Origin of the sequence: Vibrio rotiferianus CAIM 577 = LMG 21460, assembly GCF_002741985.1 — a bacterium.
Classification (GTDB): Bacteria; Pseudomonadota; Gammaproteobacteria; order Enterobacterales; family Vibrionaceae; genus Vibrio; species Vibrio rotiferianus.
Genome location: NZ_APHW01000010.1, coordinates 85113 through 101600, shown reverse-complemented (window position 1 = coordinate 101600; position 16488 = coordinate 85113). Strand labels below are relative to the sequence as shown.

13 protein-coding genes, 2 pseudogenes and 1 riboswitch are annotated in these 16488 nt (G+C 43.6%); of the genes and pseudogenes, 7 read left to right on the top strand and 8 right to left on the bottom strand.

Going from position 1 to position 16488, the window contains the following annotated elements; translation table 11 throughout:
• Position 1: 1 nt before the first annotated feature.
• Positions 2-795: pseudogene (cmoM, locus tag B853_RS05020) on the bottom strand (tRNA uridine 5-oxyacetic acid(34) methyltransferase CmoM).
• A gap of 114 nt (positions 796-909) precedes the next feature.
• Between cmoM and elyC the strand changes: the two are divergent.
• Positions 910-1695: an envelope biogenesis factor ElyC gene (elyC, locus tag B853_RS05015; protein WP_038885831.1), complete on the top strand. Its 786-nt coding sequence runs from the start codon at positions 910-912 to the stop codon at positions 1693-1695.
• A gap of 86 nt (positions 1696-1781) precedes the next feature.
• Here the strand turns inward: elyC and torR are convergent, their stop codons facing one another.
• The gene (gene torR, locus B853_RS05010; RefSeq protein WP_010447235.1) at positions 1782-2495 is read right to left on the bottom strand and encodes a two-component system response regulator TorR; all 714 of its coding nucleotides are present in this window, start codon (positions 2493-2495) and stop codon (positions 1782-1784) included.
• A 233-nt stretch (positions 2496-2728) separates the two neighbouring features.
• Between torR and torD the strand changes: the two genes are divergently transcribed.
• The 5 genes from torD to B853_RS04985 all read left to right on the top strand — a co-directional run bounded on the left by torD (position 2729) and on the right by B853_RS04985 (position 7026).
• Positions 2729-3376, top strand: coding sequence for a molecular chaperone TorD (gene torD, locus B853_RS05005; RefSeq protein WP_038885829.1), 648 nt, complete (start codon positions 2729-2731; stop codon positions 3374-3376).
• Positions 3377-3823: 447 nt separating this feature from the next.
• Complete coding sequence (gene purR, locus B853_RS05000; RefSeq protein ID WP_038885828.1) at positions 3824-4828, top strand: HTH-type transcriptional repressor PurR; 1005 nt, start codon at positions 3824-3826, stop codon at positions 4826-4828.
• Between the two features lie 274 nt (positions 4829-5102).
• Positions 5103-5193, top strand: a riboswitch (cyclic di-GMP riboswitch).
• A 116-nt stretch (positions 5194-5309) separates the two neighbouring features.
• Positions 5310-5900 carry a TfoX/Sxy family DNA transformation protein gene (locus B853_RS04995; protein WP_010447229.1) on the top strand — a complete coding sequence of 197 codons (591 nt, stop codon included), beginning with the start codon at positions 5310-5312 and terminating at the stop codon, positions 5898-5900.
• Between the two features lie 116 nt (positions 5901-6016).
• Positions 6017-6712: a TVP38/TMEM64 family protein gene (locus tag B853_RS04990; protein ID WP_038885826.1), complete on the top strand. Its 696-nt coding sequence runs from the start codon at positions 6017-6019 to the stop codon at positions 6710-6712.
• Entirely contained in the window at positions 6709-7026 is a 318-nt protein-coding gene (locus B853_RS04985) for a putative signal transducing protein (RefSeq protein WP_038885825.1), read from the top strand. The genes B853_RS04990 and B853_RS04985 overlap by 4 nt, the downstream gene beginning before the upstream one ends.
• A gap of 41 nt (positions 7027-7067) precedes the next feature.
• On the opposite strand, the gene B853_RS04980 is transcribed toward B853_RS04985, so the two are convergent.
• The 4 genes and pseudogenes from B853_RS04980 to topA all read right to left on the bottom strand — a co-directional run bounded on the left by B853_RS04980 (position 7068) and on the right by topA (position 13770).
• Entirely contained in the window at positions 7068-7871 is an 804-nt protein-coding gene (locus B853_RS04980) for an alpha/beta fold hydrolase (RefSeq protein WP_038885824.1), read from the bottom strand.
• 121 nt (positions 7872-7992) lie between these two features.
• Positions 7993-9450 carry a glycogen synthase GlgA gene (glgA, locus tag B853_RS04975; RefSeq protein ID WP_038885823.1) on the bottom strand — a complete coding sequence of 486 codons (1458 nt, stop codon included), beginning with the start codon at positions 9448-9450 and terminating at the stop codon, positions 7993-7995.
• Complete coding sequence (gene glgC, locus B853_RS04970) at positions 9440-10657, bottom strand: glucose-1-phosphate adenylyltransferase (RefSeq protein WP_010447217.1); 1218 nt, start codon at positions 10655-10657, stop codon at positions 9440-9442. Before glgC ends, glgA begins: the two co-directional genes overlap by 11 nt.
• A gap of 486 nt (positions 10658-11143) precedes the next feature.
• A pseudogene (gene topA, locus B853_RS04965) lies at positions 11144-13770 on the bottom strand (type I DNA topoisomerase).
• Positions 13771-14249: 479 nt separating this feature from the next.
• Here topA and B853_RS04960 point away from each other — a divergent pair.
• Positions 14250-14498, top strand: coding sequence for a YciN family protein (locus B853_RS04960; RefSeq protein ID WP_010447215.1), 249 nt, complete (start codon positions 14250-14252; stop codon positions 14496-14498).
• 64 nt (positions 14499-14562) lie between these two features.
• Here the strand turns inward: B853_RS04960 and aroA are convergent, their stop codons facing one another.
• The gene (gene aroA / locus B853_RS04955; RefSeq protein WP_038885820.1) at positions 14563-15843 is read right to left on the bottom strand and encodes a 3-phosphoshikimate 1-carboxyvinyltransferase; all 1281 of its coding nucleotides are present in this window, start codon (positions 15841-15843) and stop codon (positions 14563-14565) included.
• A 161-nt stretch (positions 15844-16004) separates the two neighbouring features.
• Entirely contained in the window at positions 16005-16481 is a 477-nt protein-coding gene (locus B853_RS04950) for an outer membrane lipoprotein (RefSeq protein WP_010447213.1), read from the bottom strand.
• Positions 16482-16488: the final 7 nt, after the last annotated feature.

Below are 16488 nucleotides of genomic sequence, written 5' to 3'. Positions count from 1 at the left end.
GTTATTCCTGTTTATCGTTCTTCTTAGCCCACACGTGTATGTAGCGGCCTAATGAGAGGTATGGCTCTTGTCGACAAAGTTGTTTTTCTAGCGCCAACACATCTTCAAACTCGTAATCGCCCATGTATTGCATATTGCCTATGTAATCACTGAATGAACGAATACCAGATTTTCCACAAATGCTAAAACCAGAATCTTCTATCCATTGATAGACCTCTTCAGGCTTTAGACCTTTCTGTGGCTGTAGTTTAAATCTTTTCCGATGAGGCATGCCGTCTAAAACATGAGGAATGTTGCCACAAACCACATTTTTATAGACTAAGCCGTGGTGGTTATAGAACATAACCGAAGCGATGCCCCCCCCGGCTTGACCTGTTCCAAAACGGTTTCGAGTGCGGTTTTCGGGTCTACCAACCACTCCATCACTGCGTGGAACATGACAAGGTCCACCTGCGCTTCCATATGTTCACCAATGGATTGGACAGGCGAATGAATCAGGCGATACTGCTCAAGCAAACCGTTTTTTTCAATATCCTGCTTTGCTAGTTGCAGCATTTCCGAAGATAGATCACATAAAGCAACGTGATGTCCGAGCTTAGCAAGCTTTTGCGACATTTGTGCTAAGCCACCACCCGCATCAAGTACCTGCAGGGCTTGCTGGTCAGCCTCTAATTCACTTAGAATCTGTAGAAAATCTTCCCATACAATGATTTGGCGGATCTCACCTTTATCGGATCCGTAAATATTTTTTGCAAATTTGTGGGCGATATCGTCGAAATTACGGTCTTCTGTCACGTCTACTGGGTTATCATATCGGATTGTGCCGCTATTCTGGCACAAGAAAAGCAGGAATAAAGAGGGTCTCCCTCATTTTTATAATCAATTGATGTTTTTTCGGACTATTTAAGTATGTTTGAGCTGAAAAAAGTAATATCAGCCTTGCTCATGCCCTTACCGGCCTTACTGCTGATTGGTCTATTTGGCCTATTTTTAATTAGTTTTACCAGCAAACGTAAAACTGGTTGTTTCATTGTTCTATTCACTTTTGCTGGCATTTTCCTTGCCTCATTTCAACCTATTTCGACCAAGCTGCTTGTGCCGTTGGAACGCGAATACAAAGCATTCTTGCCCGTGTCAGAATCGGTCGACTATGTGATGGTTTTAGGAGCTGGCCATGTGGTCGATGACGAAATACCACCCACCTCACAACTGAGTCGTGCTGCTTTAATGAGACTCACTGAAGGTATACGTATTCTTCGTATGTATCCAGGCGCAAAGCTCATTTTGTCAGGCTACGCTGGAGGGTCAGAACTCAGCCATGCCCGTATGATGGCTAACGTAGCCCTTTCTCTTGGTGTGGCAAAATCTGACATCATCTTGCTTGAAGATGCGAAAGATACCTGGGAAGAAGCAAGGCAAGCAGCGGCATTCGTAAAACAGAAAGATATTGTGCTAGTGACTTCTGCAAGCCATATGAAGCGCGCAATGTACGAGTTTCGTGCAGCAGGGATTAAGCCCATTCCAGCGCCAACGAACTTCTTGGCTGTTGCCGATATCAACCAACCTTGGCATCGCTATGCTCCAAAAGCACAGTACCTAGAACAAACGGAACGATACTGGCACGAAACACTAGGTATTATCTGGCAGCACCTACGCGACAATATTGGCCAAGCGCCTGTCGAAGAAGTGCATTAAGCCAGCTTCAAAACTAAACCAGCAGGCACAAAAAAGGAGAGCGTTGCTCTCCTTTTTCTTTAACGCGTGATTTAAGCCAGTAGACTCTAGTCACCTGCAAACATGTAGCCTTCACCATGAACGGTCACAAAGATTTGTGGGTTCTTTGGGTCAAACTCCATCTTAGCGCGCATACGTCGAATCAGAACGTCGATAGTACGATCGTTTGGCGCATCCACTCGGTGGCTGATCATATTCAAAATTCGCTCGCGGCTTAATACCTGATTTGGGTATGAAGACAATGCAACTAACAGCTCATACTCTGCTTTCGTTAGTTTCACTGGCTCACCATTTCGGCTTAGAGCACGACGCTGAATATCAAACGTCCACTCACCGAAGCGCACTATGTGTTCTTCATTCGTATCATTTGCTGCTTTTTGTGAACCGTTACGAGCCGCTGAGATACGCCACAGCAAGTTTTTAACGCGAACCAATAATTCCCTTAGTTCAAAAGGCTTTGTTACATAATCGTCTGCGCCCATTTCTAGGCCAACAATTTTGTCAATGCTATCCGTGCGTCCTGTCACTAATATGATGCCGATATCTGATTGGCTGCGTAATTCACGCGTAAGCATAAGGCCATCTTCACCCGGCAGGTTAATATCCAGCATGATCAAATCTACATCGCCTTCTTGAAGCACTTCGCGCATTTCAGCACCGCTTTCTGCTTCACTAACTTTGTAACCTTCATTTTGGAAATAGCCCGCAAGCTTACTGCGAGTTACAACATCATCTTCTACGACTAATACGTGATAGCTCATTTACACCACTTTCTGTCTTTTTTATCTTCCAAGACGTATTCTATTCATAACTAGTAACATATCTAGTAATAGTTACAATAAAAAGCAAGATTTTGTGGATTTATTGATGCAAAACAAGCTTATTTGCCGCCATTCATAAACATGCATATTTCCCAATAAACCATAACAATTATAGTTACTGCTATTCATTTTAATTGTTTACACTTAGGGGATAACTATTTGGGAGCAAAAAAATGCAAGAAGTGAAAGCTTTTAACGAAAAACGAGCTGAGATTTATTGGTGGTTTTCTAGCCTGTTCGCAAAAGAGCTAACAGACAAGGAGCTGGAATCTTATCATAGTGTTGAAATTCGAAGCTTTTTAGCTGGTTTGGGTGAAAATGAAACACTCAAACCATCGGTTGATACCCTTGTTGATGCGCTTAATCGCCTACAAGATCGTGAAGATGCTCAGTTAGAGCTAGCTGCGGACTTCTGTGAACTTTTTCTTAAAACAGAAAAGCACGGTGCGCTACCTTATGCCTCAATGTACATCGGTGAATCTGGTTTATTAAACGATAAACCAGCAGAAGAGATGGAAAAGCTGATGGCAGACTTTGGTGTGCAAGTTGACGAAAATCTAAAAGAGCCTGCGGATCATTTAGCAGTCGAGTTAGATTTTTTAGGCAATATGATTATCCGCTCAAATGAACTCGAGCAGGAAAAACACATGGAAGATGCGTTCGAAAAGCAAAATGAGTTCATCCAGCAACACCTTTTGACATGGCTACCTCAGTTTGCCGCTAAATGTAAGCAATTTGATGAATTTGGCTTCTATGTTAGTGTCGCGCAACTATTAATTGCATTTTGTAAACTGGACAGCACCTACCTTCTTGGTGAATAATTGCCGCCTATTTTGGGGAGTCTGTCATTCAGACTCCCTATTTTATTCGTTTGTTTTTAATCTGGCGCAGAGAAATACAATCCATTTAGCCGTTAAACTGTGACCTCCGAGGCACAAAACAACCACCTAAAACATTGCCAGCTTGCCCGCATCAGTCTAAAATGTGAGCGCAAACGATTAAATATGATTTATATGTAAACCGCTGAAATAAAGCGGTTTTTGTGTTTTCTTAACAGGATTGCTGACCAATTCCTCACTTAGTATAAGAAAGGAATATGAAACTCAGCGATAAATGTTGCTACAAACCTTTTTATACCGATTTCGGAACAACCGCTGCCAAATATCTCAGCAATGCCCCTATTCGCAGTTGCTCGGTTTGCGCAAGACCCTAAGCGTATGGTTGTCTTCACTACGGTATTTACAGTAGCTCGATACAGGACATCATTTATGGCCACTATTAAAGACGTTGCTCGCTTAGCCGGCGTTTCTACCACTACGGTTTCGCACGTAATTAATAAAACTCGCTTTGTTGCAGAAGCAACTCAAGAAAAAGTAATGAAAGCGGTGGATGAACTTAATTACGCACCAAGTGCCGTTGCGCGCAGTTTAAAGTGCAACTCAACTCGTACCATCGGTATGCTAGTAACTCAATCTACCAACCTGTTCTTCTCTGAAGTGATCGATGGTGTTGAGAGCTACTGTTACCGTCAAGGTTACACTCTTATCCTATGTAACACGGGCGGTATTTACGAGAAGCAACGTGACTACATCCGCATGCTCGCTGAAAAGCGTGTAGATGGCATTCTAGTAATGTGTTCTGACCTGACGGAAGAACTAAAAGAGATGCTTGATCGTCACTCAGACATACCTAAAGTTGTGATGGACTGGGGTCCAGAAAGCTCACAAGCAGACAAGATCATTGATAACTCAGAAGAAGGCGGTTACATCGCGACAAAATATCTGATCGACAATGGTCACACAGACATCGCGTGTTTAAGCGGTCACTTCGAAAAAGCTGCGTGCCAAGAGCGTATTGCGGGTTATCGCCGTGCAATGGCAGAAGCAAACCTTGCGGTTAACGAAGATTGGATTCTTGAAGGCAACTTTGAATGTGATACCGCTGTGCTAGCGGCAGATAACATTACTGCAATGGAAAAACGCCCTACCGCAGTTTTCTGTTTCAATGACACTATGGCACTTGGCTTGATGAGCCGCCTTCAGCAGAACGGTATCAAGGTACCAGATGATGTTTCTGTTATCGGCTATGACAACATTGAGCTGGCAGAGTACTTCTCACCACCACTAACGACTATCCACCAACCAAAACGTCGTGTGGGTAAAAACGCGTTTGAGATCCTACTAGAGCGTATCAAAGATAAAGAACACGAAAAACGAGTGTTTGAAATGCAGCCAGAGATCGTGATTAGAAATACGGTTAGAAAGCTCAACTAGTCTTTAGGTAGTACTCGTGTACTCATCATAAAAGCACCCACATGGGTGCTTTTTTATTTCACATTTCATCCGCGGCAACAGGTTTGTATGTAAAACTTTGCAGGCTTGTTATTTCTTCGTGCACTCTACTCTCTAGTACTGACCTTTTTCTAGTAGACCACTTTGTTAATCTATGAAACTTAACTCACTAAAAAATAACTATTAATTGAACCAAGATCACATTTATAAACGCAGAGTGTGATATTAGTCCAATATAGCAAGTATGCTCTCAGTGTCACGCACAGGGCAAACCACTCTAAAGAGTGGGACGCAAAGCTTCCGGCCTAAACTATCGCATGAGATAGCATGGTAGCGGGGTTACCGATGGCAAGTATGCATATGACGAGTTTACCCTTTAATGACATTGTGTCTGCATGCGTTTGCTACTCTCTCGGACCTGATTTTTGGTGGCGTAATTTAAATTACACCGAGATAACACATCATGGATAAACCGATACTCAAAGACTCTATGAAGCTTTTTGAGGTGCTTGGTACGATCAAGTCACGCTCAATGTTTGGCGGCTTTGGCCTTTTTGCTGATGAAACAATGTTTGCATTAGTCGTTAACAACCAGCTTCATATCAGAGCAGATAAAAAGACATCTTCAGACTTTGAAACTCAGGGACTTAAACCTTACGTATACAAGAAGCGTGGATTTCCTGTTGTTACTAAGTACTACGCCGTTTCACCAGACCTTTGGGATACACCACAACACTTAGTGGAAGTAGCCAAAAGTTCACTCGAAACTGCAAAGCTTGAAAAAGAACAGCAAGCCAGTTCTAAACCAACGCGTTTAAAAGACCTACCGAACCTTAGACTAGCGACAGAGAGAATGCTTAAAAAAGCTGGTATTGACTCTGTCACTCAGCTCGAAGAACAAGGTGCGCTAAACGCCTATAAAGCGATCCAGGAAACGCATACCGCTTCTGTAAGCATCGAGTTACTGTGGGCCCTTGAAGGCGCTATTAACGGTACTCATTGGAGCGTTGTTCCTCAGTCTCGCCGAGAAGAGCTAATTAACCACCTCTCATAATACAAGTTTGAGCTCCAGGTATTCATAAACCGCAGTTTTACACTGCGGTTTTTTTTGAAATTTTTTCTCACTCCATTCTGTCTTATTATCTAAGAAGCAGAAATGGAGTGATAGATATGAATAAGAAACTGATTTTAGGACTGATCCTACTCGCGACGATTATCTTTTTAGGTTTGAATTTTGGTCAATATCTAACCCTAGAAAATGCCAAGGCGCAGCAAGAGGCGTTAAATGCTTTTATTAGCCAAAACTTCGTATTTGCTGCAGCAACGTATTTCTTTGCGTATATAGCTATCACCGCTTTCTCCATTCCCGGAGCTGCCGTAGTAACGCTTCTGGGTGCTGCTCTATTTGGTTTCTGGACCAGTCTCTTATTGGTTTCTTTTGCCAGCACTATTGGTGCGACCATTGCTTTCCTTAGCAGCCGTTACTTACTGCGAGAGTGGGTACAAGGCAAGTTTGGTAATAAGCTAGGTGCGATCAACGAAGGCGTTGAGAAAGACGGCTCGTTTTATCTCTTCTCACTACGTCTTATTCCCGTCTTCCCATTTTTCCTTATCAACTTGCTGATGGGTTTGACACCAATGACCATTGCACGATTCTACCTCACTAGCCAAGTTGGTATGTTGCCAGGTACAGCAGTTTATCTGAACGCTGGTACTCAATTAGCCACCATAGATAGTCTTTCTGGCATTGTGTCACCCACCGTACTTGCGTCATTTGCCTTACTTGGTTTGTTTCCAATCATTGCCAAATGGGTTATGAGTAAGATTCGCCCAACTCAAGTTCAGCAAAATGGAAACGCTCAATGAAAATCTTCATCGCGAGAAACCCAGCTGAAGCTCACATAGTCTGTGAGCTTCTCAAGACCGAGCAAATTGGCTGTGAAGTTCGAGGTGAAGGAATGTTTGGGCTAAAGGGCGAATTGCCGTTTGGTGACGATACAGACCCCTATATTTGGCTTTTACACCCAGAGCAACAGTTGAAAGCTGCTGCTATTGTTGAAGATTACCAAAAACAAGCAAATCAGACTTATCGAGATTGGCGGTGTCCAAAATGTTCAGAGATAAATGAGGGGCAGTTTGGTGCGTGTTGGCAATGCAGATATCAAATCGGGGAGCAGTGATATATCCCCTACTTTTTCCATTGCTTTGACCTAGCGTTGCGTTAAGCAGCTAAACTTTGCTGCTTGATGAACTCGATGGAATGTTGGTTAAAATCATCTGGTCTTTCTACATTGCATACGTGGCCACAATCGGGGATTTCGCGTAATACACTCTGCTTATGCACTGCGACCATCTCCTTAACTGGCTTGATGAACATATAGTCCCGATCACCCATTAAATACAGCGTCGGAATCGGGAGTTCACGATCCTTAAAATATTTCATCAACGGGTTAACGTCTGCGGCCAAGATAAACCATCGCTTGAACTCTTTTTGGCACAACTTTTTCGCTTCACGGATAAATAGATGACGCGACTCACGCTGATTTTTCTGTGGCATCACAATATAGGCAAACAACTTATACAGCCACATGTAAGGCAAAATGTGTTTGCCTAAATTACCCAACTTCACCAGAATTTGTGAACGGGTGTTCAAACGTGTCACCGCACCACCAAGCACCATAGAACGAACACGCTCGGAAGCAAGCTCCGCGAGGTTACGGACGATGATCGTTCCAAGTGACATACCAACAAAATGTGCAGATTGTATCTTCAAGTGATCCAACACTTTTAGAATGTCTTGCGTTACCTCCGTAAAGGTGTAGCGACTTGTCATCAATTCTTTGATTAACTGGTTTGACTTTCCATGTCCTCGGAGGTCAATTAAGAGCAAATTAAAATGTTCTTTATAAGCCTTAAGTTGCTTGAACCATATTGAAGAACTGCCACCGGCACCATGCACGAAAACGACCCACTCATTACTGGTAGGGTGTAAATAGGTTTTATGGAATAGAAGTGGCTGAGTCATTTATCAGTCTGGAAAACGTTCTGTATAAAAAGAGTGAGTAAATCCTACCACACTCTATAAGGGCAAGGTAATAAAGGCACCTCATTCGGTGCCTTTAGTTACATTTTTTTAAAATTTTGCGTTAATTTAACGCAGACCTATACAACAGCAAATATTCTTCTGCGGCTTTATGCCAGCAGAAATCCCTTTGCATCGCATGAAGCTGAACACGCTTTACTTCGTTCGGACTCTGTGCGTAGAGCAATAGAGCTCTTAGCATAGTCAGCAGCAATGCTTGCGGTGTCGGCTCATAGAACACAAAACCTGTGGCTTCTTCAATGTCCACATCGTAGTCATTAACGCTATCTTTCAAGCCACCAACTCCACGAACGATAGGCAAGGTGCCATAAGCCATACTGTAGATCTGATTCAAACCACAAGGTTCAAACTCTGAAGGCATCAGGAAGAAATCAGAACCAGCCTCAACAAGGTGTGCGAGTTCATTATCGTATGCTTCAACAAAAACAAACTTATTTGCAAACTGTGCTGCGACTTCTTTCAATTGAGCGGCAAGAATAGGGTCTCCCGTTCCCACCACCACGACTTGAACGTCGTGTTTCAGAAAATCTGCCAATACTGGTAGCAAATAATGTACACCCTTTTGCTGCGTGAGGCGGCACACCATACCAAACATTGCGCAATCTGACGCACCAAGCCCCAACTTTTCTTGTAGGGCTTTCTTACAGGCATTCTTACCACGCACCATACTTTGCCGATTCGCTTTGTAGTTCAGTGGTAAACTAGGATCTGTTTCCGGATTCCAAGCACTGTAATCGCAGCCATTTAGAATGCCCACTAAATCATCAGCACGTTGTTGAAACTCCCATGCCATGCCATGGCTACCGAGTTCAGTCTTAAGCTCTTCTGCATAAGTCGGACTTACTGCATTGATTTTATCTGCGTTCATCACGCCCGCTTTGAGCATGGTGATGTGTGTCGCGCTTACCGCTGCGTCTGGTACGTTTCGACTATGAAATTCAGGGAGGCACTGAACATCGTCGTAACTAAATACCCCTTTAAATACCGCATTATGAATCGAGATTACACTGCGAGTATTTGCAAAAAAGGCGTCGTCGCCATAACGATGTTTGAGTAGGAATGGAACTAAGCCCGTATGCCAATCATTAGCGTGTACGATGTCTGGTTGGAAACCAAGCTTTGGTAACATATCAAGGCAAGCAGCACTAAAAAATGCAAAACGTTCGCCATTGTCCGAATAAGCTTGGTTATTCTCCGCATACATAGAAGGACGATTGAAATACGGCGGACAATCAATTAAGTAAACCAGATTGTCCCCAAGCATCAGTTTTAGAACTCGATAAGCAGTATTAGGCCAACTCGTTAGCTCTGTCTCTAGAACCGTCTCAGCTTCTGACAGTTGCTCTATACCGGTATAAGCTGGAATAGAAATTCGTACATCTTGCTGAAGATTTTGAAGGGCTTCCGGCAGTGCCTTGGCTACATCAGCCAAGCCACCACTTTTAATCAGTCCTTCGACTTCAGACGCTACAAACAGAACAGACAAATTGTTAGTAGCCAACACGTGCTCCTTTTGGAATTACAACAATGCCATCGTCTGACACATGGTAGTGTTTCTTATCTTCTTGTAGATTTACCCCAATTTGTGTACCTGGAGCAATATCTGCATCTTTGTCGACAATCACGCGACGAAGCACACAACCTTCCCCGACTTTCACATCGCCCAACAAAATACACTGGCTAATGTCACACGCTGAAGCAATGTTGCTGCGAAACCCAAGTACTGACTTTTCAATACGTGAGCCGCGCACGTAGCTGCCGTTACATACCAAGCTGTCGATGATCTGCACTCGACCATTAACAGAGTCAGTAAAGGTCGCCGGTGGCAATGGTGGGTAATAAGTATGCAGTGGCCACTTGCGGTTGTATAAAGAGAACGGTGCGTCTTTCTCGAGAAGATCCATATGAGCTTGCCAGTACGCATCAATCGTACCTACATCGCGCCAGTATACTTCTTCTTTCTCGCCAGTGATGCGGTTAGTACTGAAGTCATAAACAAACACATCGCCACGTGGGAACATCTTAGGAATGATGTCTTTGCCAAAATCATGCGTTGAAGCTTCATTGTCAGCATCTTCAATCAGTTCAGCGAACAGGGTCTGAGCTTCGAATACATAGTTCCCCATAGATACAAGTGCATGCTCTGGATCACCTGGGATAGATTTCGGACTTTCTGGTTTTTCTTCAAAACCGATCATACGCCCTTCCGCATCCACTTCTATCACTCCAAACTGGGATGCTTCCGAAAGTGGCATACGTAATGCGGAAACCGTTAACGAAGCTTCTTTCTCTTCGTGGAAAGCCAACATCTGTTTGATGTCCATTTTATAGATATGATCTGAACCAAAAATACATACCTGATCAGGCTCAGCCAACTCCATAAAACGCAGGTTTTGGTAGATAGCATCAGCTGTGCCTTCATACCAACGCTTACCCGTACGCATCTGGGCAGGGATCGGGTCAATAAAACGATCTGTGATGCCATTGATGTTCCATCCCTTTTTCATGTGATGGAATAAAGATTGAGATTTAAATTGAGTAAGGACGTAAATGCGCATCAAATCCGCATTCACGAAGTTGTTCAAAGCGAAATCAATAAGTCGGTAACTTCCGCCAAAAGGGACCGAAGGTTTACTGCGGGATTCCGTTAAAGGCCTCAGACGAGAGCCTTCACCGCCAGCAAGAATCATTCCCAAAACACCAGCCATTCGTTGTTCTCCATATAGTTATAGCTTGGATTTCCATATCCACTCGATCATGATAAGCCTCAGGGGTAATCGAGCGGATACCTTATAGTATCTACTCCACCAACTCTAACCGTGAGTTAGCGAGCAAAATTAAGCTATTGTGCTTTCCTTTCTACTGCCGTATTTATTCGATTTGTTTTTATACTAATTGGCAGCAATCAGTTGCACTTATTAGGTATTAAATTATCGAATTGGAATTAAATTACAATTTTAAATATGCCATTCTGTGTCACGTACAGAGGTTACTTGCTCAAGACGATAATCCGGTCACACTAAGCAACGCAATCGTTTACATCATGAAAACAATTTACACACAGCAAGCGCACAAATAGGTGTGTTTAATAAAAATACGGCGTCTTGATGAAAGCTCTATGACAATCAAGAATTGAAGGGTTTTGAAAATAAAAAAGGCAGCTTGTTAGCCGCCTTTATCGTTATAGAATCGAATTACTTCGCTTTTTTACGCTTATCAGTGATATCCCACTTGCCTTCGTTATAAAGAGCGGTCCACCCACTTGGTTTTCCGTTTTCTTCAGAACGCACATAGTTCTCCTTAGTTTTACGACTAAATCGAACTACAGCTGGGCGACCATCCGGATCTTCCTGCGGTGCTGTTGCTAAATATTTGAACTTTTCAGGCAAACGTTCTTCAAAACGCGCCAGTTCAGATACCAATGGAGCACGAGTTTCACGTGATTTAGGGAAGTTACTTGCTGCCATAAACAGGCCAGAAGCACCATCACGTAGAACAAAGTACGCATCTGAGTTTTCGCATGGCAGTTCAGGGAAATGAACTGGATCTTCTTTCGGAGGCGCAACTTCGCCATTCTTCAGAATCTTACGAGTGTTCTTACACGTCTCACTCGTACAGTCCATGTATTTACCGAAGCGACCGTTCTTAAGCACCATGTCAGAGCCACACTTGTCACACTCAACAACTGGGCCATCGTAGCCTTTCACTTTGAACTCGCCGTGTTCAACGATGTAGCCTTCACAGTTCGGGTTGTTACCACAAACGTGCATCTTACGCTTATCGTCGATCAGGTACGCATCCATCGCCGTTTCACAGATAGGACAACGCTTCTTCGCGCGCAGCGCTGCAGTTTCTACATCTTCTTCTAGAACATTGATGATGCCATCTTCATCACCCAAGTTAATCGTTGTCTTACAACGCTCTTTAGGTGGTAATGCATAACCAGAACAGCCCAGGAATACACCCGTAGATGCAGTACGGATACCCATTGGACGGCTACAAGTCGGACACTCGATGTCTGTCATCACGATGTGATTCAGCTTCATGCCGCCTTCGTTTTCATCCTGTTCCGCTTTCTCAAGATCGCCAGTGAAGTCGGTGAAGAAGTTGTCTAGGACATCTTTCCACATCACATCGCCTTCTGCGATTTGGTCAAGCTTCTGTTCCATACGAGCTGTGAAGTCGTAGTTCATTAGGTCGTTAAAGCTGTCATCTAGCGGTCTGTAACGATCTCGCCCATCTTCTCTGCGTAGAAACGACGCTGCTCAACTTTCACATAGCCGCGATCTTGGATCGTAGAGATGATAGAAGCGTAAGTTGAAGGACGACCAATGCCGCGCTTCTCAAGCTCTTTAACCAATGCCGCTTCTGTAAAACGTGCAGGTGGCTTAGTAAAGTGCTGTTTAGGCTCTAGTGACTCTAGGTCTAGCTTTTCGCCTAACTGAACGGCTGGAAGAATCGTATCTTCGTTTTTACCCATTGGGCGTTGTACGCGAGTCCAACCGTCAAACTTGAGGATACGGCCTTTCGCTTTTAGCGTGTATTCTGCCGCCTTCACACTGATTGTCGTTGAATCGTATTCTGCTGGCGTCATTTGACAGGCAACGAACTGATTCCAGATCAATGAATAAAGTTTGTGTGCGTCCGCATCAACACCTTGTAGGTCTTCTGATTTCACAGAAACATCTGAAGGACGAATCGCTTCGTGCGCTTCTTGTGCGCCCTCTTTGCTACCGTACGTTAGCGGTTTAGCAGGAAGGTACTTGTCTCCATACTCAGAGCCGATGAATCCACGAACCGCATCTACTGCTTCCGCACTCAAGTTGGTTGAGTCGGTACGCATATAGGTGATGTAACCCGCTTCATACAAACGCTGCGCGAGCATCATTGTCTTCTTAACGCCGTAGCCAAGACGAGTACTTGCCGCTTGTTGCAGTGTTGAAGTGATGTACGGTGCAGACGGCTTACTCTTTGTTGGGCGGTCTTCACGCTTACAAACTTCGTAGCTCGCTTTTTCCAGTACTGAAAGCGCTGCTTTGGTCTCTGTCTCGTTGACAGGCTTAAACGCAACGCCATCTTTTTGCGCAACAAGAAGTTTGAATGCTGTCTTGTCTTTAGTGTGCGTATTTACGTTGATATCCCAGAATTCTTCTGGAATAAAAGCATTAATCTCACGCTCGCGCTCAACCAACAGCTTCACCGCTACCGACTGTACACGACCAGCAGACAGACCACGTGCCACTTTCTTCCATAGCAATGGCGAAACCATGAAACCTACAACGCGGTCCATGAATCGACGTGCTTGCTGTGCGTTAACACCATCCATATTTAGCTCACCAGGTGTTTGGAAAGCTTGTTGGATTGCATTCTTAGTAATCTCGTTAAAAACTACGCGTTTGTATCGCTCTTCATCGCCGCCGATGATCTCACGAAGGTGCCATGCGATTGCTTCCCCCTCGCGGTCCAAATCGGTTGCGAGATAAACGTGGTCAGCATCTTTGGCTAATTTTTGCAGTTCGCTTACAACTTTTTCTTTACCTGGAAGGATTTGGTAGTTCGCTTCCCAGTCATGATATGGGTTAATCCCCATTTTTTTGATCAAAGCTTTACGGTCTTTTTCTTTTTTGACTCGCGCTTTTTCTTCTGGGCTCATTCCTTTTGTAGAAATTGCCGCGGCTTTTTTCTCACCAGTGCTTTGACCGGCCGTAGGGAGATCACGCACGTGACCAACACTAGACTTAACAATAAAGTCTTTACCAAGGTACTTGTTTATCGTCTTTGCCTTGGCTGGTGACTCCACTATAACGAGTGATTTACCCATAACTGACTCTAACGTCCTTCATAATAATGCGGGTTAAAACTCCCAAAGGAAGCTACCCGCATAATGTTCTATTTCATTGCTTCTTTTTTTACTATTGTGCGAGATGAAAAGAAGATCAACTGCTTTTTTGAAATTCAGATCCGATTGGTTGACAATTCATCGCCTTTATACTTTGACAAGTCAGGGTTCTGCAAAAGGTCTTGAGCGGCATATACTAAGCAGGCAAAGTTTCCTCTCGCTAGTCGAATTCAATAAATTTTGTCTCTCATCACAAAATAATTTGTCATAAGCGATTAGAACGTAACCTTAAGTTATGGCAATGAAATATTGGCTATTTGCAGATGCGAATCGCTTCGCTACTCCCTCTATATTAACGTGCGATGTTCGTAAAACACGCAATCACAGTTTTTAGCCTGCAAACCTAAGACAATTGAGGGTATACTGCGCCCCATCAATTTTCATTGAATGACGAGAGTGCTATGTCTGACAGAAAACACATTGAAGAATTTGACCTTCTTTTGATTGCAAACCAAATTATCCAAGAGCACGATGACTTTATCGAAGGGATGCGTGCAACAAGTGTTGAAGAAAAAGACGATGTTTTGGTATTTAAAGGTGAATATTTCTTGGATGAGAAAGGCCTACCGACACCGAAGACAACCGCGGTATTCAACATGTTTAAATACCTAGCGCATCATCTTTCTAAAGAATTCACATTGAATAAATAAATAATTAAAATTCAATAAAAAAGCCAGAGCACTCACTCTGGCTTTTCTCTTTCAATACGATTAATTAGCAGCTCAATGCTTTCAATTTATCGAAGTAGTCTGGGAATGTCTTTGACGTACACTTAGGATCGTTAATCGTCACCGGCGTATCACTTAGCGCCACCAGCGAAAAGCACATCGCCATACGGTGATCATCGTAGGTATCAATCGCAGCATGCGTAAGCTGTGATACTGGCTTCACGATGATGTAATCTTCACCCTCCTCCACCTCTGCGCCAACTTTACGAAGCTCTGTCGCCATTGCAGATAGACGGTCAGTCTCTTTTACACGCCAGTTGTATACATTACGAATAGCGGTGGTGCCTTCAGCAAACAGCGCAGTCGTCGCAATGGTCATTGCCGCATCTGGGATATGGTTGTAATCCATATCGATGCCTTTCAGTTGGCCAACACGAGAAATGACGTAATCATCGCCCCATTCGATTTCTGCACCCATTTTTTCAAGCGCATCAGCGAATTGAATATCACCCTGAATACTATTTTTACCAATACCAGTGACTTTAACTTCACCACCTTTGATCGCTGCGGCAGCCAAAAAGTAAGAAGCCGATGACGCATCACCTTCCACCAAGAAATCACCTGGAGCGACATATTGCTGGCCAGCAGGAATCACGAACTCTTGGTAATCATTGTTGATCACTTCAACACCAAACTGCTTCATGATGTGCAACGTGATATCGATGTAAGGTTTAGAAACCAACTCACCTTCGATATTGATACGAATTTCACCTTCAGCCAACGGTGCTGACATAAGAAATGCGGTAAGGAATTGGCTAGAGATTGAACCATCAATAGATACAGAGCCAGACTTAAGTCCCGTTCCTATGATTTTTAGTGGTGGATAATTTTCACTCTCTAGGTAAGTTACATCTGCACCCGCTGCTTTCAACGCAGTAACTAGATGGCCAATTGGGCGTTCTTTCATGCGAGGCTCGCCGGTAAGAACATACTCACCTTCACCTAAACATAGAGCCGCTGCAAGTGGGCGCATCGCTGTACCTGCATTGCCTAGAAAAAGCTCAACTGGTTCAGAAACAGAAAAAGGTCGGCCAAGACCTTCTACGACACATTCCGTTTTGTCTTCAGACAATTTGTATTGAACGCCAAGCTTAGTCAGCGCGTTCAACATATGACGAATATCATCGCTGTCGAGAAGGTTGGTCAAACGAGTGGTGCCTTTTGCTAGTGCAGCAAGAAGCAAAGCTCGGTTGGAAACGCTTTTTGACCCAGGAAGGTTCACTTCCCCTTGAATTTTATTGATAGGTTGTAACGTTAGGCTTTCCATTAAAAGTTGATAATCCTTTGTGCTCTCAACTTAACCGTTTTTGAGAGCTAAACAATTCTTCGTAAATTCAGACTAACGAAAAAACCGCCACAAAACCAGAGCAAACCTAAGCTATTTTTTGAATAATTAATCAGCCTTGCTTTTGTAACGCAAACGTTGGCTTAATAGGCAATGTCGACTCTAACGCCATCATCAAAGTACAAGATTCGAACATCATCACCTCGGGAAAACAACATAGTATTATCAACGTCTTGTATTACGTTGATAAGTTTGTTGCCATCAACCTTGATCAGCAGTTCTACCAACTTGTATTCCACGGTATATTCGTAATTGCCGCGATTTCTGACTACCGCAGCGCCAGCAAGCGCACCAACTGCAGTCGCTACTTCTTTGCCCGTACCACCACCAAATTGGTTACCAACTAAACCACCGATGGTAGCTCCGAGCAATGTTTCCCAGCCGTTACTTTGTGACTGTTTTATCTCTTGCTGCGTTATGTATCGCACAGAATCAACTTTACCATACACGACTTGATTCACGGGTTTTGCTACATTTCTTTCATAAGCTGCATTGGCGAAAAATGGCAAAAACAGTATGATCCATGCCCATCGTTTTATATTAAATATTACTCCGCTCATAATAAGC